Below are 24,244 nucleotides of genomic sequence, written 5' to 3'. Positions count from 1 at the left end.
AAACTGAAACGGGCGGCGCGAGCCGCCCGTTTTCATTTCCGGGTGTCTAACGGCTGAGTGGCGGAACGCTTGTCTGTCCGCTCAGGCGCTGCGAGGCGCGCTTGAGGCAGAGCAGATATTCTTCCCTGTTCTCGATCCCGTCTTCCCGTGGCGCGACAAGGCAGAGCGTCGCCACGCAGCGACGGTTCGCATCGAGAACGGGAACCGCGAAGCAGTGGGTGAAGCTGTCCACGATGCTGTCGAAGGTGAACTCGCCCTTGAGCCATGCTTCGCGCACTTCGCGAATGAAGACCGCCGGTTCCAGCCATTCGCCATTGGGCAGCTGAAAGTCCTGCGGCGGGATGAAGTCGATGATTTCCTGATCCGAAAGATGCGCGACCAGCAGGCGGCCGGACGCCGTCCACGGGATCGGCACCGACTGTCCAACATCCGATGAGATGCGGAACGGGCGCGCGCCCTCCTTCATGCGAACGACGATGTATTTGTTGCCGTCCAGCATGCAGAACTGCGAGGTCTCGCGCGTTTCATGCGCGATCATCTCAAGGGCGGCTTCGCACTCGCGGGTGAAATCGAACTGCTCCTCATAGGCCGCGCCCAGGAAATAGAGCTTGCGTCCGAGGAAAACCCGCCCGTCGCCGCCGGCGAGTTCAAGGATCTCGTTGCGCAGGAGGAGGTTCACCAGCTCGTAGACCGAAGAGCGCGGCGCGCCGATCTGGACCGCGATCTCGTTGGGGCGCATCGGGCTTTTCTGATCACGCAGAAAATCCAGAATCTCGAATGCGCGGTCGAGACCACGTGCGCGCTTGGCAGTGCTGGTCGGTGCGGCGGTATCCAACGGCCTCGTCTCCATCGCTTCTGGCTCTGTCCTTCTTCTGAACTCGTTGCAGCCTGTCAATGCTCTTGGCGTCACACCCGGAGTCGAAGGGCTGTTCGCCGTGATTTTTCGACCGCCACTTGCAGGGGCGTCAAAACCGGATAATATGCACTTCCACTATAAAGATCACTTGTACATTATAGCGGACATTGATTGGCGGCAAGCCTTTTGGGGCGCCGCATCTTGTTGAGGGAGGAAGACATGCATTTATCGGGTTCTGAAAATTCCAGGCGTCGTCGCGGCCTGCTCATGGGCGTTGCGGCGGCATCCATGCTGGTTGCCGGCAGCGGAGCGGCTTCGGCTGCGGCCAACTGCATCCAGGGAGACCGCGAAGCGCCCTATACGATCGGTTGGGCGAACATCTATTCCGTACCGACCTGGATGAAGCAGACCGAAGGCACCATCGCTGCCGAGGTCGAAGAGCTGAAGAAGGCCGGTCTGGTCGACGATCTCATGATCACCGACGCCCAGGGCAATGCCCAGACGCAGATCCAGCACATCCAGTCCATGATCGACGCCAATGTCGACGCCATCGTCGTCATCGCCGGTTCGTCCAACGCGCTCGACCGCGTGATCTCGGACGCCTGTGACAAGGGCATCGCCGTCGTCAACTTCGACAGCCTGGTCAACACCGACAAGGTGACCGCGAAGATCAACACCGATTCCGGTGAATGGGGTGCGGCTGCCGCACAGTGGATGGTCGATCAGCTCGGCGGTGAAGGCAAGATCATCGTCATGAACGGCCCGGCAGGTATTTCCGTCAGCGATGACCGCCGCAAGGGCGCGCAGCCGGTTCTGGACGCCAATCCCGGCATCGAGATCCTGACCGAGACCAACACCGAATACAATGTCGCGCCCGCGCAGGAGGCCATGACCAGCCTTCTGTTCGCCAACCCGGAAATCGACGGCGTTCTTTCGCTCGGCGGCGCGCTTTCGGCCGGTTCCGTTCTCGCCTTCGACCGTCAGGGCCGCGAGCAGGTTCCGACCACCGGTGAAAACGCACGTCAGTTCCTTGAGCTCTGGAAAGAGAAGGGTCTGGAAGGCTGGGCAACCATGCAGCCGAACTGGCTGGGCGCCCTGTCTGTCTACGCGGCGGTTCAGGCGCTTGAGGGCAAGGACGTTCCGGCTTTCATCAAGGTGCCGCTGCCGGTCATAGGCGACGACACGATCGACGGCTATCTCGCGCGCGCCGATCAGTTCCCGGCCGACGGATATATCTACTCCGACTACGACCGCGCGCTCTTCGACAAGCTGCTGGCGCAGTAAGACACGAAGACGAAAAGGCCGGTTCCTGATGACGAAAACCAAGCCCCTGCTCGAAGCCAGGCAGGTGTTCAAGGGGTTTTTCGGCAACCCGGTGCTCAAGGGCGTGGACATCGCCCTTGAGCCCGGACGCGTTCACGCTCTTCTGGGTGAGAACGGTGCTGGAAAATCGACACTGATCAATCTGCTCTCGGGCGCTTTGCAGCCCGACAAGGGCGACATTGTCGTGGACGGCAAGCCCGTCTCGCGTTTCAGCCCTGCTGCTGCGCGAGAGGCGGGCATTGCCGTCGTTCAACAGGAGCTGAGCCTTGCCGCCGAGCTGTCCATTGCCGAGAATATCGGCCTTGGCGCTCTGCCACGGCGCTTTGGTCTCATCGACTACAAGGCGCTTTCCGCCTCCGTCGCGGAGGTCTGCGAGCGGGTCGGCCTGACCGAACCGCTCGACATGCCCGTTGGCGATCTCTCGCTTGGCCGCCGGCAGATGGTGGAAATTGCCAAGGCGCTTTTCCGCAAGCCGCGTGTGCTTATTCTGGACGAGCCGACATCCTCCCTGTCCGCGCATGAGGCGGGCATTCTGGCAGGCCTCATCCGCAAGCTGCGTGATGAAGGCATCGCGCTTCTCTACATCTCCCATCGCCTCAACGAGGTTCAGGCGCTGTGCTCGCATGTCACGGTGCTGAAAGATGGCGTGGTGACCGCCGACCAGCCGCTGGCCGGCGTCGATGATGAAGGTCTCGTGCGCCTGATGGTGGGCCGCGATGCGGGCGACCTGTTCCCCGCCTGGCAGGACCATCCCGCCGGCGCCGAACTCATCCATCTGAAGAAATTTTCCGCAGGCATGGCCCTTGATGTCGATTTCCAGGCATCCGCCGGCGAGATTATTGGCATCGGCGGTCTGGTGGGGCAGGGACAGGAGGATTTCCTGCTCGGCCTGTACGGCGCAATTCCCGCTTCCGCAGAGAAGGCGGAAATCTCGGGAAGTCACCGCCCGCTGAAAAGCGTCGAGGCGGCCAATCAGGCCGGCCTCGCCTATGTGCCGGCTGACCGCAAGCATGAGGGGCTCGTTCTGCCGCATTCCATTGCGTCGAACCTCCTTCTGCCCTCGCTTGGCAATCTGGTGAAACATGGTCTGCGCGACCGCGCGGCCGAGCGCAATCTGGTTGCCGACCTCGCCAAGCGCCTGACGATCAAGGGCGATGTGACCCGTCCGGTTCAGGCGCTTTCCGGTGGCAATCAGCAGAAGGTGGCGCTGGCCAAATGGCTGCCGCTCGATCCTTCGGTACTGCTCCTCAACGACCCCACGCGCGGCGTCGATATCGAGACCAAGCGGGAAATCTATCTGATGCTGCAATCCTTCGCGCGCGAGGGAAAGCTGGTCATTCTTCTGAGTTCCGACACACCTGAACTCGTCCATCTTTGTGATCGTGTCGCCGTGTTCCGCGAGGGGCGCGTCGTGGCCACGCTGCCGCGCGCAGACATCTCCGAAGAAGCGATCGTCGGCGCCGCCATGGGCGTCTCAGCGAAGGGAGCTGCGGCATGAGTGCCACCACCGTTCCGGCAAATCTCTATGCCGCCGTCCAGAAGCGCCGCAATCGCGGCCTGACGGGCCTTTATCTGGTCGTCGCCGCGTTTCTCGTGGTCTACGCCATTCTGTTTCCGGGCCTTCTCAGCGTTGGCGGTTTTTCCAAGTTCACGCAGAACTGGTTCCCGTTGGCGCTCGTCACCATGGCGCAGGCCCTGATGATGCTGAATGGCGGCATCTCGCTTGCCATCGGTCCGATGGTCAGCCTCGGCGCGGTCATTGCCGCCGTCACCATGGGCGGTCCGCTGGGTGTTCTGGGCGGGCTGATCGCCGTCTCGGTCGCCGGCCTCTTCATCGGCGCGGTAACGGGCGGCATCGTCGCCTATCTGCGCCTGCCGGCCATCATCGTCACGCTGGCCGGATCGTTCATCATCACCGGCATCGCGCTCATTCTCCTGCCGCGTCCCGGCGGCTACATCCCCGACTGGTTTTCCGACCTGCTTGCCGGTCATACGCCGGTTGCCTTCGGCCTTCTGGTCCTGCTTCTGATCGGCTGGAAACTCTATCTGGCAACGCCGCACGGCCTTGGCATCTATGCCGCCGGAAACAATCCCGTCGGCGCGTTCCGCTCGGGCGTTCCCGTCGAGCGCGTCAAGGTGTTCGCCTTCGCGCTGTCGGGTCTGCTTGCAGCCCTTGCCGGCCTTTTCGTTGCAGCCCAGACCGGCTCTGGCGATCCGGTCATCGGCACGCCCTTCACGCTCAACTCCATCGCCGGCGCAGTGCTTGGCGGCGTCGCCTTTCTCGGCGGCAAGGGCACGATGCGCGGCGTCATCTGCGGCAGCCTGCTTCTCTCGGTCATGATCAACGTCATGTTCTTCCTCGGCTTCCCGCCGGTCGCTCAATATGTGGCGCAGGGCCTCATCATCGTCGGCGCCGTCGCGATCCCGCAATTGACCAGCCAGTGGAGGGCAAAGCCATGAACGCTCTCAAGTCGGCCTTCCGCAATCCGCCGCTTCTGACGCTGATCCTGGTGATCCTCGTCTGGATCGTCGCCAGCCTCACGCTGCGTGGCTTCGGGGCCTTTGGCCACCTGCGCTACCTGCTGGAACTCTCCGCAGTCATCGGCATCGTCGCCGCCGGCCAGACGCTCGTGATCCTGATGGGCGGCATCGACCTTTCGGTCGGCGCGGTCATCACGGTCACGGCCATTCTCCTGCCGCTCATCTCGCCCGACATCGATCCCACCGGCCTCGTGGGCATCGTGCTTGCGCTGGGCATCGCGTCCAGCATCGGCTTTCTCAATGGCGTTGGCGCGGCCTATCTCAGAGTGCCGCCCATCATCATGACGCTGGCCATGGCGACCTTCCTGCAGGGCATGCTGGTCATCGTTGCCGGCGGCAGCGCCGTCTCCGTGACGAACGCAACCGTCATCTGGCTCGGCCAGGCGCGGCCCTTCGGAATTCCCGCCGGGGTTCTCCTGTGGGTGGCCGTGTCGATCGTGGTGCTGCTCATCATTCACCGCATGCCGGCCGGCGCGCGTTTTCTGGCGCTGGGGGCCAACCCGCTGGCAACCGAGCTTTCGGGCGTCAGCGTCAAACGCAACACGCTGCTCCTGTTCACGCTTTCGGGCTTCTTTGCCGGTCTTGCCGGCATCCTGATCCTCGGCATGAACCGTCAGGGCTATGTGGGCATCGGCGATCCCTATCTTCTGACGTCCATCGCCGCCGTGGTTCTGGGGGGCACCTCCATTCTGGGCGGGCGCGGCACCTATGCCGGCACCATTCCCGGCGCGATCCTTCTCGTCACCACCACGGCGCTGATCACCGTGGTCAACGCGTCGCCCGGCTGGCGGTCCATTATGTTCGGATCGCTCATTCTGGCGCTGCTCCTGATCTCGGGGCGTGAGGCGCGACGATGAGTTTTGCCTATGTGGGTCCGGTCATCGACCCGCACCACCATCTGTGGGACCTGTCGCTTGGCAGGCACCCCTGGCTTGCGCCGCCTGAAGCCGCTGATGAGGAGATGGTGTTCGGCAGCATCGCGCCGATCCGTCGCGACTATGGCGTGGGCGAATATCTGTGGGACGCGGCCCGCCAGAACATCGTCGCCACCGTCCATGTCGAGGCCGGCTGGTCGGATGATTTCCCGCTGGAGGAAACGCGCTGGCTCGACAGTCTCGACAGGCGTTTTGGCGTTGCCGCGCGCTATGTGGCGCGCGTGCCGCTTGCCGGTGCGGATGCGCAGCGTCTCGTTGAGCGCGAGGCTGCAAATCCCGCTGTGGTCGGCATTCGCGATATCGTCAGCTGGCATCCCGACCCGGCAAAGAGCTTCGCCTCCCGCGAAGGCATGATGAGCGACCCGCGCTGGCGCGAGGGGCTTTCGCGCGCCACCGAACTCGGCCTCAGCTTCGATCTCATGCTCTTTCCCTGGCAGATGGGGGAGGCGGCGCGCCTTGTCGCCGATCATCCCGACACCCAGTTCGTGCTCAACCATTGCGGCAGCCCGGTTGACCGCAGCGAGGAAGGCTTGGCGCTTTGGCGCAACGGGCTTTCGGAGCTTTCCAGTGCGCCCAACATCGCCATCAAGATCTCCGATCCCGTGGCCTATGATCACCACTGGACAGTCGACAGTCTGCGCATGGTGATCGACCACTGCATCGCCTGTTTCGGGCCGCAGCGCGCCATGTTCGCCAGTGATTTTCCCGTTGCCGGTCTGCACGCGGATTTCGATGCGCTTTATGGCGCGTTCAGAACCATAGCCGCCAGCCATTCGCATGATGAGCAGGAGGCCCTGTTCTTCTCGACGGCGAACCGCATTTACCGCCTTGGCCTGTCGCCTTCGCAAACATCACAGGATGCTTCCCATGTCTGACGCCACGCTCACCACTGCGAGCGATCCCGTCATCGATGACCGCGTTCGCGGTTTTCCCGCAGGCCATGCAGCCCTTGGCCTCGGCGCCATTGGCGATCAGGGGTGGAAGCCCTTTGATGGCGCCATGTCCCTGCCATTGATCTCGCTCGATGAAACGGCGTTCGCCAACAATGTCGATCTGATGATGACCTATGTGCGCGAGCAGGGCGTCGAGATCGCACCACACGCCAAGACGCCGATGTCGCCGGCCATCGCCGCCCGTCTCGTCGAGGCCGGGGCATGGGGCGTCACGGTGGCCGACATTCGTCAGGCTTCCGTCATGCTGCGCGCGGGCTTCCGCCGCCTGATCCTCGCCAACGAGATCGGTGGCCCGGCGGCAGCGAGGCGGCTTGCCCGCCTGGTCTCCGCCTATCCCGATGCCGATCTCTCGATCTTCGTCGATTCACGCGAGATGATGGAGTCGCTCGCTTCCGCGTGGTCTGCTTCCGCTGATCTGCCGCCGCTCGGGCTTCTGGTCGAGCTTGGCGCTGCCCGTGGCGGGCTCCGCTCCGGTGAAGCCGCGTTACAGCTCGCCGACGCCATTCTTGAACGCGAGACCGACACTTTCCGGCTCGCCGGCGTCGCGGCTTACGAAGGTGCAGCCGCAACGCCCGATGCGGCTGAGACGGCGCTGCGCATTTCTGCTCTGGTCGAACGCACGGCAACGCTTTTCTCTGCGCTGCGCCAGCGGCTTGGGCCGGAGCGTCCGATGATCGTCACCGCCGGCGGTTCGGTTTATTTCGACATGGTGGTTCGCGGTCTGAAGGCGGTGGTCGCGGCAGATCAAAACGCGGTTCTGGTCCTGCGCAGCGGCGCGATCTTCTTTCATGATCACGGCATCTATGAGCGCGGTCTCACCGGCCTCGACAACCGTTCCGGTTTCGTGATCGGCGGCAAAGCGGTTTCGGCAGCCACCGGTTTCCGCCCCGCGCTTCGCGTCTGGGCCGAGGTTCTTTCGAGGCCGGAGCCGGGGCTTGCCGTTTGCGGCATGGGCCTGCGCGATGTGGCGGCCGATCAGGGCCTGCCGCGCCCACTGGCGTTCTATCGTGATGGCGTGCGCACCGCTCTTTCTAAGACGGTTCGCGTCACCGCGTTGAACGATCAGCATGCCTTCGTCTCACTGGGCGAGGGCGTCGATCTGCGCGTCGGCGATGTGGTGGAGTTCGGCATCTCGCACCCCTGCACCTGCCTCGACCGGCACGCGATCCTCTACGGTCTGGACGACGATCATCGCGTTGTCTCGGCCTATCTCACCAGCTTCGGCTGAAACTGTTCCAACCCCACCCCACCCCCTACCCAAGCAAAAGGAATTTTGGAAAATGATCATGCGCTACCAGAAAGGTTCCCGAATGAGCCAGGCCGTCGTCTATGGCGGTCTCGTCCACATTGCGGGGCAGGTTCCCGATGACCGCAAGGCGAGCATCGAGGATCAGACGGCAGATGTTCTGCGCAAGATCGACGCGCTCCTGGCCGAAGCCGGCACCGACCGCTCCAAGCTCGTGGCCGTCAACGTCTTCCTGCCGGCCATCATCGATTTCGACGCGATGAACAGCGTCTATGATGCCTGGATCGACCCGGAGAACCCGCCGGCCCGCGCCTGCGTCGAGGCGCGCCTTGCCGATCCGGACCTGCGCGTCGAAATGACGGCTGTTGCCGCAGTCTGACACCTGGCCGGTGCCCCGCGCACCGGCTCTTCTTCTGGCGACCGGAGTTCTGCCATGCATACGGGCATTGTTCATTCCATTGATTTCGAGGCCGGGGGCGTCCAGTCCGGCTTCCTGGCAATTCCCTATTCGGTGGACCGGTCGCCCTATTACCAGATCCGCATCCCCTGGCTGCGGGTCCGCAATGGCGAGGGGCCGAGCCTGCTTCTGATGGCAGGCAATCACGGCGACGAGTATGAGGGCGAACTTCAGCTTGCCCGGCTCATGCGCCGCCTGAAGACGCTCGACATCAGCGGAACGGTGACGGTTTTGCCCATCGTGAACCAGCCGGCAGTCATGGCGGCCCGCCGCTGCTCCCCCTTCGATGGTGGAAATCTCAACCGCGCCTTCCCCGGCAACCCTGCCGGAACGCCAACCGAGCGCATCGCGCATTTTCTGGAACATGAGCTGTTCCCGCGCCACGATGTGGTGCTCGACCTTCATTCCGGCGGCACCTCCATGGCGCATTTGCCCTGCACGCTGATCGAGCGGCAGGCGGATCCGGCGCGCTTCGAGCGCACACTTGATCTCATGCGCCAGATGGGCGCCGCCCACGCCTTCATCGCCGACAATGGGCCGGCAGCGCCGACCTCGATGGGCGCTGCCGGCCGCGCTGGCGCAATCGGTCTTTCCGGCGAGTTCGGTGGCGGCGGCATGGTCACGCCCGACAGCATGGCCTTCACGGCGGGCGCAATCGATCGCCTGCTTGTTGCGCTGGGCATCGTGTCCGCACCGGTGCTCTCCGCCGCGCTTGATGACAAGGCTCCGCCGCTCCAGCTTCTTTCGCTGTCGCGCCACAGTCAGGGCATCTACGCCACCCGGCGCGGCTGGTTCGAGCCCGCCGCCCGTCTGGGCGACCGCGTTGCCGCTGGCGATCTCGCCGGCTGGTATCACGATCTTGAACGCATCGACGCGCCCGAGGAAGCACTGCACTTCGCCGAGGGTGGCATCGTCATCTCGCATCGCCTTCATTGCGACAGCCAGTCCGGCGATTGCCTGATACAAGTGGCCGAGCCGATTGAAGCCTGAGAGGATCTGAATGACCGACACGCTCATCCGCGGGGCGCGCATCATCGATGGAACCGGTGCGCCCTGGTATCGCGGCGATATTCTCTTATCCGGCGGGCGCATCGCCCGCATCGGGCGCGATCTGCCCGTTTCCGGCGCGCATGTGGTGGATGCCGAAGAGCGCTACGCCGCACCCGGCTTCATCGATGCGCATTGTCATGATGACCTGATCTTCCTGCGCGAACGCGGACGTCCGGAAAAGGCGTTTCAGGGCGTCACCAGCATTGTTGTCGGAAACTGTTCTTTCTCGCTGTATCCCGCCACGCCCGGATCCCACGAGGATCTGCGCCGGCACTTTTCCGGCCTTCTCGGCGAAACGGCGCATGAAGAAATCTTCGCCGATCTCGATGGCTACCGTCACGCACTGTGCGGGGCAGAGGGCGCTGGCATCGCGCTCAATCTCGTGTCGCTCGTAGGGCATGCCGCACTTCGCCTTGCCGTCATGGGGCATGACGACCGCCCGGCCACGCCGGAAGAAACGCAGGCCATGTGCGACCTTCTGGAAGCCCAGCTTGTGCAGGGCGCCGCAGGCCTGTCGCTCGGCCTTGTCTATCCGCCAAGCGCCTTTGCCGACGAGGCGGAGCTGATTGCGCTCGGGCGTGTCGTCGGGCGTCACGGTCGGGTGCTCGCCGCGCATATCCGTTCCTATGAGGCAGGGCTGATCGACGCCACCGAGGAGTTCGGGCGTGTGCTTGGGGCGTCAGGTGCAGCAGGCCTGCTCTCGCATCTTCAGTCTGCCGGCCGTCCCAATTGGGGCCGCATTCCCGATGCCATCGCGCTTCTGGAGACGATGCGCCGGGACGGCATCGATGTCAGCTTCGACATGTACCCCTATCCCGCCGGCAGCACATGGATACTCCAGCTCCTGCCCGCCGCTGTCATGGAAGGCGGGCTTGCCGGGCTGCGCCGGCGTCTGGCCGATCCCGCCCAGCAGGCGCTCCTGCGTCGCTGGGTCAATGAGGGTGGCCCGGAATTCCCCGGCCAGAGCAAGGTGTCGCTCATCGGCTGGGAGAATGTTCGTCTCTCCGCCGTGGGCGTTGATGCGCTCAAGCATCTTGAAGGGCTCGACATGCAGGCCGCGGCAGCGAAACTGGCTGTCGATCCGTTCGATCTCATGCTGCGCTTCATTGAAGAAGATGACGGCCAGACCGGCATCATCCTGTTCCAGCTTGCAGAAGAAGATTTGCACGCCGCCTGTTGCAACCGCCTCTACATGGCCGGGTCCGATGGGCTTCCGCGACCGGGCTCCAAGCCGCATCCGCGCGCCTTCGGCACCTTTCCGCGCATCGCCGGACCGCTTGTCCGCGACCAGAACTGGTTCTCGCTGGAAGATGCCGTGCGCCGCATGACGTCCATGGCCGCGCAGCGCTTTTCGCTCACGGATCGCGGGCTTCTGCGCCCCGGCATGGCCGGCGATGTCGTGCTCTTCGAGGAGAGCATCACAGACCGCGCGACCTTCGACGATTCATCGCAACTGCCCTCCGGTGTCAGCCACCTGTTCGTCAATGGGGGCATGGTCATCGAGGATGGCCGCGAGACGGGCGCGCGTCCCGGTCGCGTTCTCTAGCCAATTCCGCCGCCCCCGGCGGCCCGATAATGTTCGAATTTAAAGGAGTGCCCGCCATGCATCTGTCGATGTGGACTTACCCCTGGGATGTTCAGGATCAGGGGCTGGAGCGGCTTGTCGCCGATCTGCGCGACCGCGCCGGGCTCAACACGGTCAGCCTTGCCACGTCCTATCACGCCGGTCGCTTTCTCCAGCCGCGCAGCCCGCATCAGAAAGCCTATTTCCCCGAGGATGGAACGGTCTATTTCGAGCCGGACGAAGCGCTCTGGGCGGATCGGGAGATCAAGCCGCTCAAGGCGCGCAATGTTGCCGAGCGTGGCGACATGCTGAAGGCGCTCACAGACGCGCGCGCACAGACCGGCATGAAAGTCTCCTGCTGGACCGTCTGCCTGCACAACACGCGTCTGGGTATGGAGCATCCAGACCACGTCACCCGCAACGCGTTCGGCAATCCGAACTATTACAATCTCTGCCCGTCCAGCCCGGCTGCCCGCGCCTATGTCACGACGCTCGTTCAGGATGTGAGCACCCGCTACCGGCCGGACATGATCGAGCTTGAAAGCCCCAACTTCATGGGGTTCGCGCACGAATATCACCACGAGAAGGACGGCGTCGGCCTCAATGCGGAGGATGATTTCCTCCTGTCGCTCTGCTTCTGCGACCATTGCATGGCGCGTGCCGGGGCGGCTGGCGTCAATGCAAAGGGCGCGCGCGAGACGGTTGGCCGCTTCATCGCAGAAATGTGCGCGCGTGAAATTCCGGAAAAGCAGTTCCCGGATTTCCCGGAAGCGGGCCTCGATGCGTTCAACGCTCATGAAGACCTGCGCGCCTACCTTGCCTGGCGCAGCGAGCCGGTCACGTCGCTGATTGCCGAGATCCGTGAGGCCGCACATCCTGAAACAAAGGTGGTCCTGATCGACCTTGCCGACGGATGGCTGGGCGGCGTCGAACTGGAAGAAGCGGCAGGGGCCTGCGATGGCGTGATCCTCTGCTGCTACTGCATGGAGCCGCAGGCCGTGAGTGCGCTTTTCCAAAAAGCGCGTGGCATCGTCGGACCAGAAAAATTCCTGGGCGTCGGGCTGCGCGTCTTCTACCCGGAGATGGAAAACGGCGACGACCTTGCCGAGCGGGCGCAGGCCGCCATCGCCGCCGGTGCTGATGGTGTGAATTTCTACAATTACGGCCTGATCCCGGAAAAGCGCCTCGACTGGGTGCGCACCGCCACCGACCGCCTGTCGTAAGACAGCGCCATTTCGCGAGGTGTCAGACGCCGCCACATGTCTGTGCGCGGCGCCCGCTGGCATGCGGGTTTTCCGCATTGCCCGGGCCTGTGCAGTTTCAAAAAAGCGCTGGCGGCATTCCTTGACAACAAGCCGGCTATACGGCTTGATGTGGAAATCCACTAATATGGATATGTGTCCATAATAGTGGAACTGACAAATTTGGGAAAGGGGAACTCAGCATGGCTATTCCGTTTCGCGCACATGCGCTTCTGCTCACCACCGCAATGATGGTCGCGGCCGCACCGGCGGTCGCGCAGGAGAAGAGCAAGCTCGACGAGGTTCTGGAACGCGGTCACCTCGTTCTTGGCACCGGCAGCACCAACGCGCCCTGGCACTTCAAGAGCGTCGACGACAAGCTTCAGGGCTTCGATGTCGACATGGGCCGCATCATTGCCAAGTCGCTGTTCGGTGATCCCGACAAGATCGAATATGTGACGCAGTCCTCGGATGCGCGCATTCCGAACATCACCACCGGCAAGGTCGATGTCACCTGCCAGTTCATGACCGTCACCGGTGAGCGCGCCCAGCAGGTTGCCTTCACCATTCCGTATTACCGCGAGGGCGTTGGCCTCATGCTGAAGGCCGATGGCGATTATGCGGATTACGAGGCGCTCAAGGAGGCTGGTTCCTCCGTCACCGTGTCCGTTCTGCAGAACGTCTATGCGGAAGACATGGTGCATGCGGCTCTGCCCGAGGCGAGCGTCGACCAGTACGAGTCTGTCGATCTCATCTATCAGGCGCTGGAATCCGGCCGCTCTGACGCCGTCGCCACCGACCAGTCGTCGCTTGCCTGGTACATGACGCAGAACCCCGACCGTTACCGCGATGCCGGTTATGGCTGGAACCCGCAGTCCTATTCCTGCGCCGTGGCGCGGGGCGATCAGGACTGGCTCAACTTCGTCAACACCGCCCTGCATGAGGCGATGACGGGCGTTGAGTTCAACTTCTATGCGGACTCGTTCAAGACCTGGTTCGGCAAGGATCTGCAGCCGCCGCAGATCGGCTTCCCGGTCGAATACAAGTAAGCATTGCATCTGCATGAGGGCGGCGGGTGACCGGGTGCGTCATCCGCCGGCCTTCCTGCATGGCTGGGACCCGATATGGGCTATACACTCAATTTTTCCGCCGTCTGGCGCAGCTTCGACCAGCTTCTCTGGGGGCTGCTGCTCAGCCTTGAACTGGCGATTGGCGCGATCCTGATCGGCGCCGTCATCGGCCTCGTAACCGCCTTTGGCCTCATCTCCAAAAGCGGCTGGGCGCGCCGTCCGGCAGCGCTTTACGTCACGGTGATCCGCAATCTGCCGATTCTCGTTCTGATCCTGTTTTCCTATTTCGCGCTGCCGCAGATGGGTGTCCGTCTGGGCAAGATCGAGAGCTTCGTGGCAACGCTCGCCATCTATTCCGGCGCCTATCTGGCGGAGGTGTTTCGCGCGGGCCTTCTGTCCATCCCCAACGGTCTGAAGGAGGCGGGCCTCGCCATCGGTCTGACGCCGATGCAGATCCGCACCTCCATCGTCATACCGCTGATGTTCAGAAACGTGCTGCCGTCGCTTTCTTCCACGCTGATCTCGCTTTTCAAGGACACGTCTCTGGCCGCAGCCATCGCCGTGCCGGAACTCACCTTCGAGGCGCGCAAGATCAATGTCGAAACCTTCCGTGTGGTCGAGACCTGGATCGTCGCTTCCTGTCTCTATGTCGCCACCTGCACGGTGCTGGCCGCGCTTATGCGCATGGTCGAGCGTCGTCTTGTGATTTCGAGGTGAGCCGATGAACGAGTTTCTCGCATTTCTCGATCAGGTCTGGCTTGCCCGTTTCGTGATCCTGCGCGGCCTTGGCCTGACCGTTTCAATCTCGCTTCTGGCCATCGCCCTGGGCTCCGTGCTGGGCGTTATGGTCGGGCTTGCGCTGACCTATGGAAACAGGCCGCTGCGTTTTGTCGTGCGCGCCTATACGGATTTCATTCGTGGCACGCCCGTGCTCGTTCTGGTGCTCGCCAGCTTCTACATCCTGTCCACGATCGGCATTGAGCTGAACGCGTTTCAGGCGGGTGTGTTTGCGCTGGCGGTCTTCTGCTCCTCGCATGTGGGTGAAATCGTGCGCGGCGCGCTGCAGGCCATTCCGCCCGGGCAGACAGAAGCGGCCAAGGCCATCGGCCTCACCTTCAGCCAGACCTTCACTTCGGTTCTGTGGCCGCAGGCGCTGCGCCAGATGCTGCCCACCTGGGTGAACACGGCTGCGGAGATGGTCAAGGCGTCCACGCTTCTGTCCGTCATCGGCGTGGCCGAGCTTCTGCTCCGCACGCAGGAGATCATCTCCCGCAATTTCATGAGCCTGGAGTTCTATTTCCTGGCCGGCCTTCTCTACTTCGCCATCAATTACGCCATCGAGCGCTTCGGCAAATATGTCGAGCGCAAGGTGTCTGTTCCATCCTGAGAGTACCCGACATGACGAAGAACCTTCTTGAAATTCAGGCCCTGCGCAAGCGCTACGGTTCGGTGGAGGTGCTCAAGGGCGTCGACTGCACCATGCAGCAGGGCGAGGTGATCTCGATCATCGGTTCGTCGGGCTCCGGCAAGACAACCATGCTGCGCTGCATAAACATGCTGGAGGATTTTCAGGGCGGCCGCATCCTCATCGATGGCGAACCCATCGGCTATGAAGAGCGCAACGGCGTGCGCGTTCGCAAGAGCGAGAAGGAAATCGCCCGCCAGCGCGCGCTGACGGGCATGGCCTTCCAGCAGTTCAACCTGTTCCCGCACATGACGGCTGCATCCAATGTCATGCTCGGCCTGATCAAGGTGAAGAAGATGGCGCGCGACGAGGCGCGCAGTGTCGCGGAAAAATGGCTCGAGCGCGTCGGTCTCGGCCAGCGCGCGGATCACTACCCCGGCCAGCTGTCCGGCGGTCAGCAGCAGCGCGTGGCCATCGCCCGCGCCATCGCCATGAACCCGCGCCTCATGCTCTTTGATGAGGTAACGTCTGCGCTTGATCCCGAACTGGTGGGCGAAGTGCTTCAGGTGATCAAGGATCTGGCTGCCGATGGCATGAGCATGCTTCTGGTCACCCACGAAATGCGCTTCGCTTTCGAGGTTTCCTCCCGCGTCATCTTCATGAACCAGGGGGTAATCGGCGAGGAGGGGGATCCGAAGGTGATGTTCCTGAAGCCGCAGACCGAACGCCTTGCCGAATTCCTCAAGACGTCGAGCTTCGCCTGAGATCTTGACCAACTGCCGCCGGCGCGCCTGAGCGCCCGGCGGAAAATCTGGCGCCTGCCACGCACAGAATGATGGCGGCAGTGACCGACGGGCTGGATGCGGCCACGCTTGCCCGCCATGCGCTTGAGAGGGACGTGGTGCTCGCGCCAGGAAACGCCTTCAGCCTGTCAGGCTCCGCCTGCGGGTTCCTGCGTTTCAACGTTGCTCAATGCGACGATGAACGGATTTTTTCCGTTCTGGAGGAGATCACACGCGCGCCGTAGAGCCATGCCCAAAGCGGCGTTGCGAATAATCCAGCAGTTTGTTTCTGCTTTCCCCGGAAACAATATATTGACTTCATATATCCAGAAGATACCAACTGTAGGGGTTATGGTTCTTTCGATTCCCCGCGGGATCGGAAGTGAAAAGGGAAGCCGGTGCGCCTCTGGGCAAGGCCGGCGCTGCCCCCGCAACTGTAAGCAGCGAGCCGCTTTCACTCTGTGTCACTGATGCCCCAGCGCATCGGGAAGGCCGGAAAGCGGTGATGACCTGCGAGCCAGGAGACCTGCCATGACGAAATAAACGTCCACGGGCGGGGTGTCCCGGTGGTGCGTGTGTCGCCACGGCAATGCCGTCGCGCCGCATGTCTCCGCGCCCCCGTCCAACCGCCACGGGGGTCTACATGCCGGCGACTGAAGCACAACACACCACTGAAGCACAAAACACCAACGGCACCGCCACGGTTCCGCATTCCACTGCCAACACCGAAACCGCATCGTCTGAACCGGGGTATCGCGTCATCCGCCGTAGTGGCGGCGTCACACCGTTCGATCCGGCAAAGATCGCGGTGGCGCTGACCAAGGCGTTTCTGGCGGTTGAGGGTTCCACCGCCGCTGGCTCGCGCCGTGTCCATGAAATTGTCGAGGAGCTTGCCGTACAGGTCGTGTCCGCGCTCACGCGCCGGGCCGATGCCGACCGTCTGTTCCACATCGAGGAAATTCAGGATCAGGTGGAACTCGCCCTCATGCGCGGCGAGCATCATCGGGTTGCCCGCGCCTATGTGCTCTATCGCGAGGAGCGCGCCCGCGAACGCGCCGCCGGGACGGCCAGTGTGGAAGCCCCGCAATCCGCCCTGCAGATGACGGCGGATGACGGAACGCTGGTTCCGCTGGACGAGGCGCGGCTTGCCGCAATCGTCGAGGAAGCCTGTGCCGGCCTCAAGACCGTTTCCGCCGAACCGATCCTCACGGAAACCCGCCGCAATCTCTATGACGGCATCCGTCAGGACGAGCTGTCGCTTGCGCCCATCCTTGCCGCCCGCACGCTGGTGGAGCAGGAGCCTGACTATGCGTTCGTCTCCGCGCGTCTTCTGCTCGACAAATTGCGGCGCGAGGCTTTGACCTTTGTGGCCGGCAGGTCCGAGCAGGCGACGCAGGCCGAAATGGCGGAGCGCTATGCAAGCTATTTCCCTGACTTTATCGCGAGCGGCATTGCCAGCGAGCTCATCGACCCCGAGCTTGCCCGTTTCGATCTGGCGCGCCTTGGCGCGGCGCTCAGGCCCGAGCGTGATCTGAACTTCCAGTTCCTTGGCCTCCAGACGCTCTACGACCGCTATTTCCTTCATGCCGGGGGCATTCGGTTCGAGTTGCCGCAGGCGTTCTTCATGCGTGTCGCCATGGGGCTTGCCGTGCGTGAGATCGATCGCGAGGCGCGCGCCATCGAATTCTACGACCTTCTGTCGTCCTTCGACTTCATGGCCTCCACGCCCACCCTGTTCAATTCCGGCACGCTGCGCCCGCAGCTTTCTTCCTGCTTCCTCACCACGGTGGCTGACGATCTCGACGGCATCTTCAAGGCGGTGAAGGACAATGCGCTGCTTGCCAAATATTCCGGCGGTCTCGGCAATGACTGGACGCCGGTGCGCGGTCTCGGCGCGCATATCAAGGGCACCAATGGCGAGAGCCAGGGCGTCGTGCCGTTCCTCAAGGTCGCCAATGACACGGCCATCGCCGTCAACCAGGGCGGCAAGCGCAAGGGGGCGGTCTGCGCCTATCTGGAGAGCTGGCACATCGACATCGAGGAGTTCCTCGACCTGCGCAAGAACACGGGCGACGACCGTCGCCGCACGCACGACATGAACACGGCCAACTGGGTGCCGGACCTGTTCATGGAACGCGTCGAGGCGGACGGTTCGTGGACGCTGTTTTCGCCTGACGAGACGCCCGACCTGCACGACCTTTATGGCAAGGCGTTTCGCGCTGCCTACGAGGCCTATGAGGCAAAGGCGGAAGCCGGTGAGCTGCGTGTCTTCAAGACCGTGCGCGCGGTCGATCTGTGGCGGCGCATGCTCACCATGCTGTTCGAGACCGGGCATCCCTGGGTCACCTTCAAGGACCCGTGCAACATCCGCTCGCCGCAGGGCCATGTGGGTGTCGTTCATTCGTCCAATCTGTGCACGGAAATCACGCTCAATACGTCCAGGGACGAGGTGGCCGTCTGCAATCTGGGTTCGGTGAACCTCGTCAATCACATTGCCGATGGCGCGCTCGATCTGGCGCGGCTGGCGCGCACTGTCGGCACCGCCATGCGCATGCTCGACAATGTCATCGACATCAATTTCTACACCATTCCCGAGGCTCGCCATTCCAATCTGCGCCATCGCCCGGTCGGTCTCGGCCTGATGGGCTTTCAGGATGCCCTGCAAAAGCTGCGCATTCCCTATCAGAGTGAACAGGCCGTGGCCTTTGCCGATATGAGCATGGAGGCAATCGGCTATCATGCGATTGCGGCTTCGGTGGAACTTGCCGCCGAGCGTGGGCGCTATGCCAGCTTTGACGGTTCGCTCTGGTCGAAGGGCGTTCTGCCGATCGATTCCATCCGGCTTCTGGAAGAGGCGCGACCGGGTGTTGAGATGGACAGTGCGGCAACGCTTGACTGGGAGAGCCTGCGCAAGCGGGTGAAGAAAACCGGCATGCGCAATTCCAACTGCATGGCCATCGCGCCCACCGCCACCATCTCAAACATCTGCGGCGTGTCCCAGTCCATCGAGCCCGCCTACCAGAACCTGTTCGTCAAATCGAACATGTCGGGCGATTTCACCGTGGTGAACGCGGCGCTGATCCACGATCTGAAAGAGCGCGGCCTGTGGGATGAGGTCATGATGTCGGATCTCAAATATTTCGATGGGTCCGTCGGTCAGATCGACCGCGTGCCGGATGATCTGAAGGCGCTTTACGCGACCGCTTTCGAGATCGCACCCGCCTGGCTGATCGAAGCCGCCTCGCGCCGCCAGAAATGGATCGATCAGGCCCAGTCGCTCAATCTCTACATCGCCAATCCGAGCGGAAAGAAGCTGGATGAACTCTACCGGCTGGCATGGCGTAAGGGCCTGAAGACGACCTATTACCTGCGCTCGCGCTCGGCCACCCATGTGGAGAAATCCACGCTCAAGGGAACCGACGGCAAGCTCAACGCCGTCTCCGCCACGAGCGTTCCTGCTGCGCCCATCGCCATCGATCCGAACGCCGCATGGGGCAGGGCCTGCGCCATCGACGATCCCGAGTGCGAAGCCTGCCAGTAGCCCGGCCTTCGTGCCCACCTTCATCCTGAGCCTGTCGAAGGACGAAGGTGGGTACGTAGCGCCCAAACCCAATCGGAAGACAAAAAAATGCTGAACTGGAACGAACAATCGCAGCCCGCCACTGCCGCGAACCCTGCCGCTGACGAGGCCGACGCCACGGGCCTCGGCGAGATCGAGCGCGGGGCGGCCCGCGTCTCGGTGGATGACAAGCGCATGATCAACGCGCGCGCCGACGTCAACCAGCTCCTGCCGCTCAAATATCGCTGGGCCTGGGAGAAATATCTCGCCGGCTGCAACAATCACTGGATGCCCACCGAGGTCTCCATGCAGGCCGACATTGCGCTCTGGAAATCGCGCGATGGCCTGACCGAAGACGAGCGGCGCATGATCAAGCGCAATCTCGGCTTCTTCGCCGCCTCCGAATCCCTTGTCGCCAACAACATCGTTCTGGCGATCTACCGGCACCTCACCAATCCCGAATGCCGGCAATATCTGCTGCGTCAGGCCTTCGAGGAGGCGATCCACACGCACACTTTCCAGTACATCGTGGAAAGCCTGTCGCTGGACGAGGGCGAGCTGTTCAACATGTATCGCGAAGTGCCCTCCATCACCGACAAGGCGGCGTGGGCGCTCGACTTCACGCAGCATCTGGACGATCCCGAATTCAGGACCGGCACGCCGGAGGCCGATCAGGCGTTCCTGCGTGACCTCGTGGCCTTCTATGTCATCTTCGAGGGCATGTGGTTCTACACCGGCTTCGCACAGATCCTGTCGCTTGGCCGCCGCAACAAGATGGTCGGCATCGCCGAGCAGTATCAATACATCCTGCGCGATGAATCGATCCATCTGAACTTCGGCATCGACGTCATCAACCAGATCCGCATCGAGAACCCGCATCTTTGGACGCCCGCCTTTCAGGACGAGGTGCGGGGCATGATCGCGCATGCCGCCGAGCTGGAAGCATCCTACGGGCGGGATACGATGCCGCGCGGCTTTCTCGGTCTCAACGCGGCGCTGTGCGAACAGTACATGCACTTCATCGCAAACCGCCGCTGCGCCCAGCTCGGTCTGGCTCCGGTCTTCGCCGAAACCGAAAACCCGTTCCCGTGGATGAGCGAGGCGATGGACCTGAAGAAGGAGAAGAACTTCTTCGAGACCCGCGTCATCGAATATCAGAACGGCGGCGCGCTGAGCTGGGACTGATTGATGGCGTATGACGCAACCAGAATGAAGCTGTTGCGCGCGGGTTCGATCCCCGCGCAGCAGCGCGCTTTCATGGAGTGGCTTTTGAGCCTCCCGCCCCATGCCGATATCGAATATGCGGCGCGCCGCCAGCTTGCCGAGATCGACCGGCGGCTGCCGAACCACCCGGAAGTGCAGTATCTGCGCCTGCTTCTGAGCGCCTTTTCCGGCTCCGACACGATGCAGTGATTTTCTCGCTTGACCTTCCATTGACTGGAAGGTTTAGAAGCGCAATCCTGAACAATAGTCATTCAGGGTGAAAGCGATGAATACCCTTCCTGCCGGCACGTCTTCGGCCAATGTAAAACGCTTCCGCATCGAGGGGCTGAGCTGCGCTTCCTGCGTCAAACGCGCGGAGAAGGCGATTGCCGCCGTCGATGGCGTTGAAAGCGCCTCGGTCAATCTGGCGACCGAGACGGCCGATGTGGCGGTGCAGCCCGGCGTTGATTTTTCCAGCATCGTCAGTGCGGTGGAACGTGCCGGCTATGGCGTGCCGGAGAGCCATCTCGATATCGGCATCGAGGGCATGACCTGCGCATCCTGCGTGCGGCGTGTGGAGCAGGCGATTGCCGCCGTGCCCGGCGTTTCAAAGGTCGCGGTGAACCTCGCCACCGAAAGCGCATCCGTCGAACTTCTGAACGATGAAGCGCGCCGCGGCGTTGAAGAGGCGATCCGCAAGTCCGGTTACACGCCGGTTGCCCGTTCCGATGGCGCTGCCGCCCGTGATGCGCATGAGGAGGCCAAGGCCGCCGAGTTTCGCTCGCTCAAGCGCGATTTCACGCTGGCTGCAATCTTCACCCTTCCGATCTTCATTCTCGAGATGGGCAGCCATTTCATACCGGGCATGCATGCCTGGCTGATGGGGATCGCCGACCGCAAGACGCTTTACCTCCTCTATTTCGTGCTGGCGACCATCGTGCAGTTCGGGCCGGGCCTGCGCTTTTATCGCAAGGGCTTCCCCGCGCTGATGCGCTTTGCGCCGGACATGAACTCGCTTGTCATGCTCGGTTCCACCGCCGCCTGGGCCTATTCGGTCGTGGCCACTTTCGCGCCCGGCGTTCTCCCGTCCGGCACGGTCAACGTCTATTTCGAGGCCTCCGCCGTCATCGTCACGCTCATCCTGCTCGGCCGGCTTCTGGAGGCGCGCGCCAAGGGCCGCACCGGCGAGGCCATCAAGCGGCTGATGGGCCTGCGCGCCAAGAGCGCGCGTGTTCTCCGCGATGATGCCTTTGTCGAGCTGCCGCTTGAGGACGTGGTTGTGGGCGACCGGCTTCAGGTGCGCCCCGGCGACAAGGTGCCGGTCGACGGTCTGGTCGAAAGCGGTTCTTCCTATGTCGATGAAGCCATGATCTCCGGCGAGCCGGTGCCTGTCTCCAAGGCCGAAGGCGACGAGGTGATCGGCGGAACGATCAACAAGACCGGCAGCTTCGTCTACCGCGCCACCAAGGTCGGCTCCGACACGGTGCTGGCGCAGATCATCCGCATGGTCGAAAACGCGCAAGGGGCCAAGCTGCCCATTCAGGCGGTGGTCGACCGGGTCACGGCCTGGTTTGTGCCGGCCGTGATGCTTGCCGCCGCACTCACCTTTGTTGTGTGGATGGTGTTCGGTCCCGATCCCGCATTCGCCTTCGCGCTGGTCAATGCGGTCGCGGTGCTCATCATCGCCTGCCCGTGCGCCATGGGGCTCGCCACGCCCACCTCCATCATGGTCGGCACCGGCCGCGCTGCACAGCTTGGCGTTCTGTTCCGCAATGGCGAGGCGCTGCAGAGCCTGCGCAACACAAGTGTCGTCGCCTTCGACAAGACCGGCACGCTGACGCTCGGTCGCCCCGCACTCACCGATTTCGTGATGCAGAATGGGTTCGAGCGCGCCGATATCCTTTCGCTCGTAGCATCGGCGGAAGCCATGTCCGAACACCCGGTGGCAGAAGCCATTGTCGAGGCCGCACGCGCCGAAGGGCTCACCCTCAAGCCGGTCGCCGCGTTCGATGCGGTTCCGGGCTTCGGCATCGCAGCCACCGTTGACGGCCGCAAACTCCACATCGGTGCGGACCGCTACATGCGCCAGCAGGGTGTCGAGATCGGCAGCGCATCCACCGATGCCGACAGGCTCGCAACCGACGCCAAGACGCCGCTTTATGCGGCGGTCGATGGCCGGCTTGCCGCCGTGGTCGCCGTTGCCGATCCGGTGAAGGAATCGACGCCGCGTGCCATCGCTGCACTGCATGCGCTGGGGCTCGAAGTGGCCATGATCACCGGCGACAACCGCCACACCGCCGAAGCCATTGCCGCAAAGCTGGGCATCGACCGGGTCGAGGCGGAGGTTCTTCCCGAGGGCAAGGTCGAGGCGCTCAAGCGCCTGCGCAGTCTGGCAGGTCCGGTCTCCTTCGTCGGTGACGGCATCAACGATGCTCCTGCACTGGCAGAAGCCGATGTCGGCATCGCCATCGGCACCGGAACGGATGTCGCCATCGAAAGCGCCGACGTGGTTCTCATGGCGGGCGATGTGACCGGTGTTGCCAATGCAATCGGCCTCTCGCAGGCGACCATGACCAACATCAGGCAGAACCTGTTCTGGGCCTTCGCCTACAATGTGAGTCTCATTCCGGTTGCTGCCGGCGTCCTCTATCCGGCCACGGGCACGCTCCTGTCGCCCATGCTCGCTGCCGGTGCGATGGCGCTCTCCAGTGTCTTCGTGCTGGGCAATGCCCTGCGCCTCAAGCGCTTTCAGGCGCCGCTTCCTGCCCGGTCCGCCGGGCAGGAGGGAGCGCAGGTCGGCGAGGCGAGGGCGGTCACGGCGTCCGCCTGATCGCCATAGCGGTCATGATACTGATATGTCCTGACCGCTATTTCTGGGGATTTTCAAAATCCGATTCGACATGATGGTTCTTGCCGGGCATAATGCTTAAACGCTTAACCTTCATTTGAATCGGGCTTTGATGGCTTCTCGCGCCAATCTATCCGATATTGCCAAAGCTCTTGGCGTATCGGTTGCGACCGTTTCAAACGCGATGTCCGGAAAGGGCCGCGTGTCGAAGGAGCTCGGCCGGGCGATCCGCGAAAAGGCAAAAGAGCTGGGCTATGTGCCCAGCCTCGCAGGCCGGGCGCTGAGCACCGGGCGCAGCCATGTGCTCGGCCTCGTTCTGGCCGATATCGGTCACCCGCTCTTTCCCCAGTTCGCGCAGGCCATCGAGCATGCCGCCTCCGAGGCCGGCTATGGCGTTCTCATCGGCGACAGTCGCGGCGATATCGAAGCCCAGTCCCGCGCCATCAACCGGCTGATCGAGCGCGGCGCGGATGGCATCGTCGTCGTCCCGCGCCACGGCACCTGCATTGCCGATATTGGCCGTCCCGTTGCGGTCATCGATTCCCCTTCCACGCCGGGCAACACGGTCGCCGCAGATCACCGCAATGGCGGCCTCGAAATGGGCCGGCATCTGCTGGAGCTCGGCCATCGCTCCGTGGCGATCATCGGCCTTCATTCCGATTCCAACGTTCAGAACGACCGCATTGCCGGCATTCGCGAAGCCTTCGCCGGCAAGGGCGAAGCCCGCCTGATCTGGATCGGCGAAATGGAGCGCAGCCATGGTTCCGGCTGCCCGCTCGGTCTTGTGGGTCTGGTGGAGGAGGGCGTTACGGCTTTCGCCGCCGTGTCCGATCTTCATGCCCTGCGCGCCATCACCGAGCTGCAGCAGGGCGGCGTCTCCATTCCCGACGATGTTAGCGTCACCGGTTTTGACGATCTCATCTGGGCCGGTGTCATCGCGCCGAGCCTCACCACCATGCGGATGGATATGGAGCGCATTGCCGAGATCGCCATTGCCGACCTCATTTCCCAGATCGACCAAGGCGGCGCGCGCGATGCGTCGTCCGATCTGCCGGCCCTCAAGGGCCAGAGTTCCATCCCGATGGAGCTCATCATACGCCAGTCAAGCGGCCCGGTGTTGGGTCGGGCCGCTCCTGGTGACAGGACGTCGGTCCATCGCTGGCCCGCGTCATCATCCGCCACGGACCCAGTCTAGAAAAGCACCACCAGAG

The 24,244-nt window shown here is 63.0% G+C and carries 20 protein-coding genes, 1 pseudogene and 1 riboswitch; of the genes and pseudogenes, 20 read left to right on the top strand and 1 reads right to left on the bottom strand.

The genetic code is table 11. The annotated features are described in order from the left end of the window. Positions 1-46: 46 nt before the first annotated feature. The gene (locus tag ACRTG1_RS09985) at positions 47-835 is read right to left on the bottom strand and encodes an IclR family transcriptional regulator (protein WP_222473977.1); all 789 of its coding nucleotides are present in this window, start codon (positions 833-835) and stop codon (positions 47-49) included. A 240-nt stretch (positions 836-1,075) separates the two neighbouring features. Here ACRTG1_RS09985 and ACRTG1_RS09980 point away from each other — a divergent pair, with 240 nt between their 5' ends. The 20 genes and pseudogenes from ACRTG1_RS09980 to ACRTG1_RS09885 all read left to right on the top strand — a co-directional run bounded on the left by ACRTG1_RS09980 (position 1,076) and on the right by ACRTG1_RS09885 (position 24,228). Then, positions 1,076-2,140: an ABC transporter substrate-binding protein gene (locus ACRTG1_RS09980; RefSeq protein ID WP_113153089.1), complete on the top strand. Its 1,065-nt coding sequence runs from the start codon at positions 1,076-1,078 to the stop codon at positions 2,138-2,140. Between the two features lie 28 nt (positions 2,141-2,168). Continuing rightward, complete coding sequence (locus ACRTG1_RS09975; RefSeq protein WP_432516194.1) at positions 2,169-3,677, top strand: sugar ABC transporter ATP-binding protein; 1,509 nt, start codon at positions 2,169-2,171, stop codon at positions 3,675-3,677. Further along, positions 3,674-4,639: an ABC transporter permease gene (locus ACRTG1_RS09970; RefSeq protein ID WP_432516193.1), complete on the top strand. Its 966-nt coding sequence runs from the start codon at positions 3,674-3,676 to the stop codon at positions 4,637-4,639. The genes ACRTG1_RS09975 and ACRTG1_RS09970 overlap by 4 nt, the downstream gene beginning before the upstream one ends. Next, positions 4,636-5,577: an ABC transporter permease gene (locus ACRTG1_RS09965; RefSeq protein WP_206547908.1), complete on the top strand. Its 942-nt coding sequence runs from the start codon at positions 4,636-4,638 to the stop codon at positions 5,575-5,577. The genes ACRTG1_RS09970 and ACRTG1_RS09965 overlap by 4 nt, the downstream gene beginning before the upstream one ends. Beyond that, positions 5,574-6,530 (top strand): amidohydrolase family protein, encoded by a 957-nt coding sequence (locus tag ACRTG1_RS09960; RefSeq protein ID WP_432516192.1) that lies wholly within the window; start codon positions 5,574-5,576, stop codon positions 6,528-6,530. Before ACRTG1_RS09965 ends, ACRTG1_RS09960 begins: the two co-directional genes overlap by 4 nt. Further along, positions 6,523-7,836: an alanine racemase gene (locus ACRTG1_RS09955; RefSeq protein ID WP_432516191.1), complete on the top strand. Its 1,314-nt coding sequence runs from the start codon at positions 6,523-6,525 to the stop codon at positions 7,834-7,836. Before ACRTG1_RS09960 ends, ACRTG1_RS09955 begins: the two co-directional genes overlap by 8 nt. A 52-nt stretch (positions 7,837-7,888) precedes the next feature. Further along, on the top strand, positions 7,889-8,233 hold the full coding sequence (locus tag ACRTG1_RS09950) for a RidA family protein (protein ID WP_113153084.1): 345 nt from the start codon (positions 7,889-7,891) through the stop codon (positions 8,231-8,233). A gap of 54 nt (positions 8,234-8,287) precedes the next feature. After that, positions 8,288-9,301, top strand: coding sequence for a deacylase (locus ACRTG1_RS09945; RefSeq protein ID WP_432516190.1), 1,014 nt, complete (start codon positions 8,288-8,290; stop codon positions 9,299-9,301). A gap of 10 nt (positions 9,302-9,311) precedes the next feature. Beyond that, positions 9,312-10,907: an N-acyl-D-amino-acid deacylase family protein gene (locus ACRTG1_RS09940; protein ID WP_432516189.1), complete on the top strand. Its 1,596-nt coding sequence runs from the start codon at positions 9,312-9,314 to the stop codon at positions 10,905-10,907. A 56-nt stretch (positions 10,908-10,963) separates the two neighbouring features. Beyond that, positions 10,964-12,148 carry a hypothetical protein gene (locus ACRTG1_RS09935; RefSeq protein ID WP_432516188.1) on the top strand — a complete coding sequence of 395 codons (1,185 nt, stop codon included), beginning with the start codon at positions 10,964-10,966 and terminating at the stop codon, positions 12,146-12,148. Between the two features lie 221 nt (positions 12,149-12,369). Beyond that, positions 12,370-13,215: a transporter substrate-binding domain-containing protein gene (locus tag ACRTG1_RS09930; protein ID WP_432516187.1), complete on the top strand. Its 846-nt coding sequence runs from the start codon at positions 12,370-12,372 to the stop codon at positions 13,213-13,215. A gap of 75 nt (positions 13,216-13,290) precedes the next feature. After that, positions 13,291-13,953 carry an amino acid ABC transporter permease gene (locus ACRTG1_RS09925; protein ID WP_025031477.1) on the top strand — a complete coding sequence of 221 codons (663 nt, stop codon included), beginning with the start codon at positions 13,291-13,293 and terminating at the stop codon, positions 13,951-13,953. 4 nt (positions 13,954-13,957) lie between these two features. Continuing rightward, entirely contained in the window at positions 13,958-14,623 is a 666-nt protein-coding gene (locus tag ACRTG1_RS09920; RefSeq protein WP_206994717.1) for an amino acid ABC transporter permease, read from the top strand. Positions 14,624-14,634: 11 nt separating this feature from the next. Beyond that, positions 14,635-15,405, top strand: a complete 771-nt coding sequence (locus tag ACRTG1_RS09915) for an amino acid ABC transporter ATP-binding protein (protein WP_113153077.1) — start codon at positions 14,635-14,637, stop codon at positions 15,403-15,405. 86 nt (positions 15,406-15,491) lie between these two features. Next, positions 15,492-15,668, top strand: a pseudogene (locus ACRTG1_RS09910) (PLP-dependent aminotransferase family protein); the annotation flags it as partial. Positions 15,669-15,758: 90 nt separating this feature from the next. Beyond that, a riboswitch (cobalamin riboswitch) is annotated at positions 15,759-15,971 on the top strand. Positions 15,972-16,066: 95 nt separating this feature from the next. After that, a complete protein-coding gene (locus ACRTG1_RS09905; protein WP_432516185.1) occupies positions 16,067-18,964 on the top strand; it encodes a ribonucleoside-diphosphate reductase subunit alpha in 2,898 nt (965 codons plus the stop codon). Positions 18,965-19,051: 87 nt separating this feature from the next. Then, positions 19,052-20,167, top strand: coding sequence for a ribonucleotide-diphosphate reductase subunit beta (locus tag ACRTG1_RS09900; protein WP_113153075.1), 1,116 nt, complete (start codon positions 19,052-19,054; stop codon positions 20,165-20,167). A gap of 3 nt (positions 20,168-20,170) precedes the next feature. Then, positions 20,171-20,395: a hypothetical protein gene (locus tag ACRTG1_RS09895; protein ID WP_299937637.1), complete on the top strand. Its 225-nt coding sequence runs from the start codon at positions 20,171-20,173 to the stop codon at positions 20,393-20,395. Between the two features lie 76 nt (positions 20,396-20,471). Continuing rightward, entirely contained in the window at positions 20,472-23,015 is a 2,544-nt protein-coding gene (locus ACRTG1_RS09890; RefSeq protein ID WP_317088738.1) for a heavy metal translocating P-type ATPase, read from the top strand. Positions 23,016-23,145: 130 nt separating this feature from the next. Next, entirely contained in the window at positions 23,146-24,228 is a 1,083-nt protein-coding gene (locus tag ACRTG1_RS09885) for a LacI family DNA-binding transcriptional regulator (RefSeq protein WP_206544283.1), read from the top strand. Positions 24,229-24,244: the final 16 nt, after the last annotated feature.

It is taken from the genome of Nitratireductor sp. PBL-C9 (assembly GCF_050877045.1).
Lineage (GTDB): Bacteria > Pseudomonadota > Alphaproteobacteria > Rhizobiales > Rhizobiaceae > Nitratireductor > Nitratireductor aquimarinus.
This window is presented reverse-complemented; position numbering and strand designations above follow the sequence as displayed.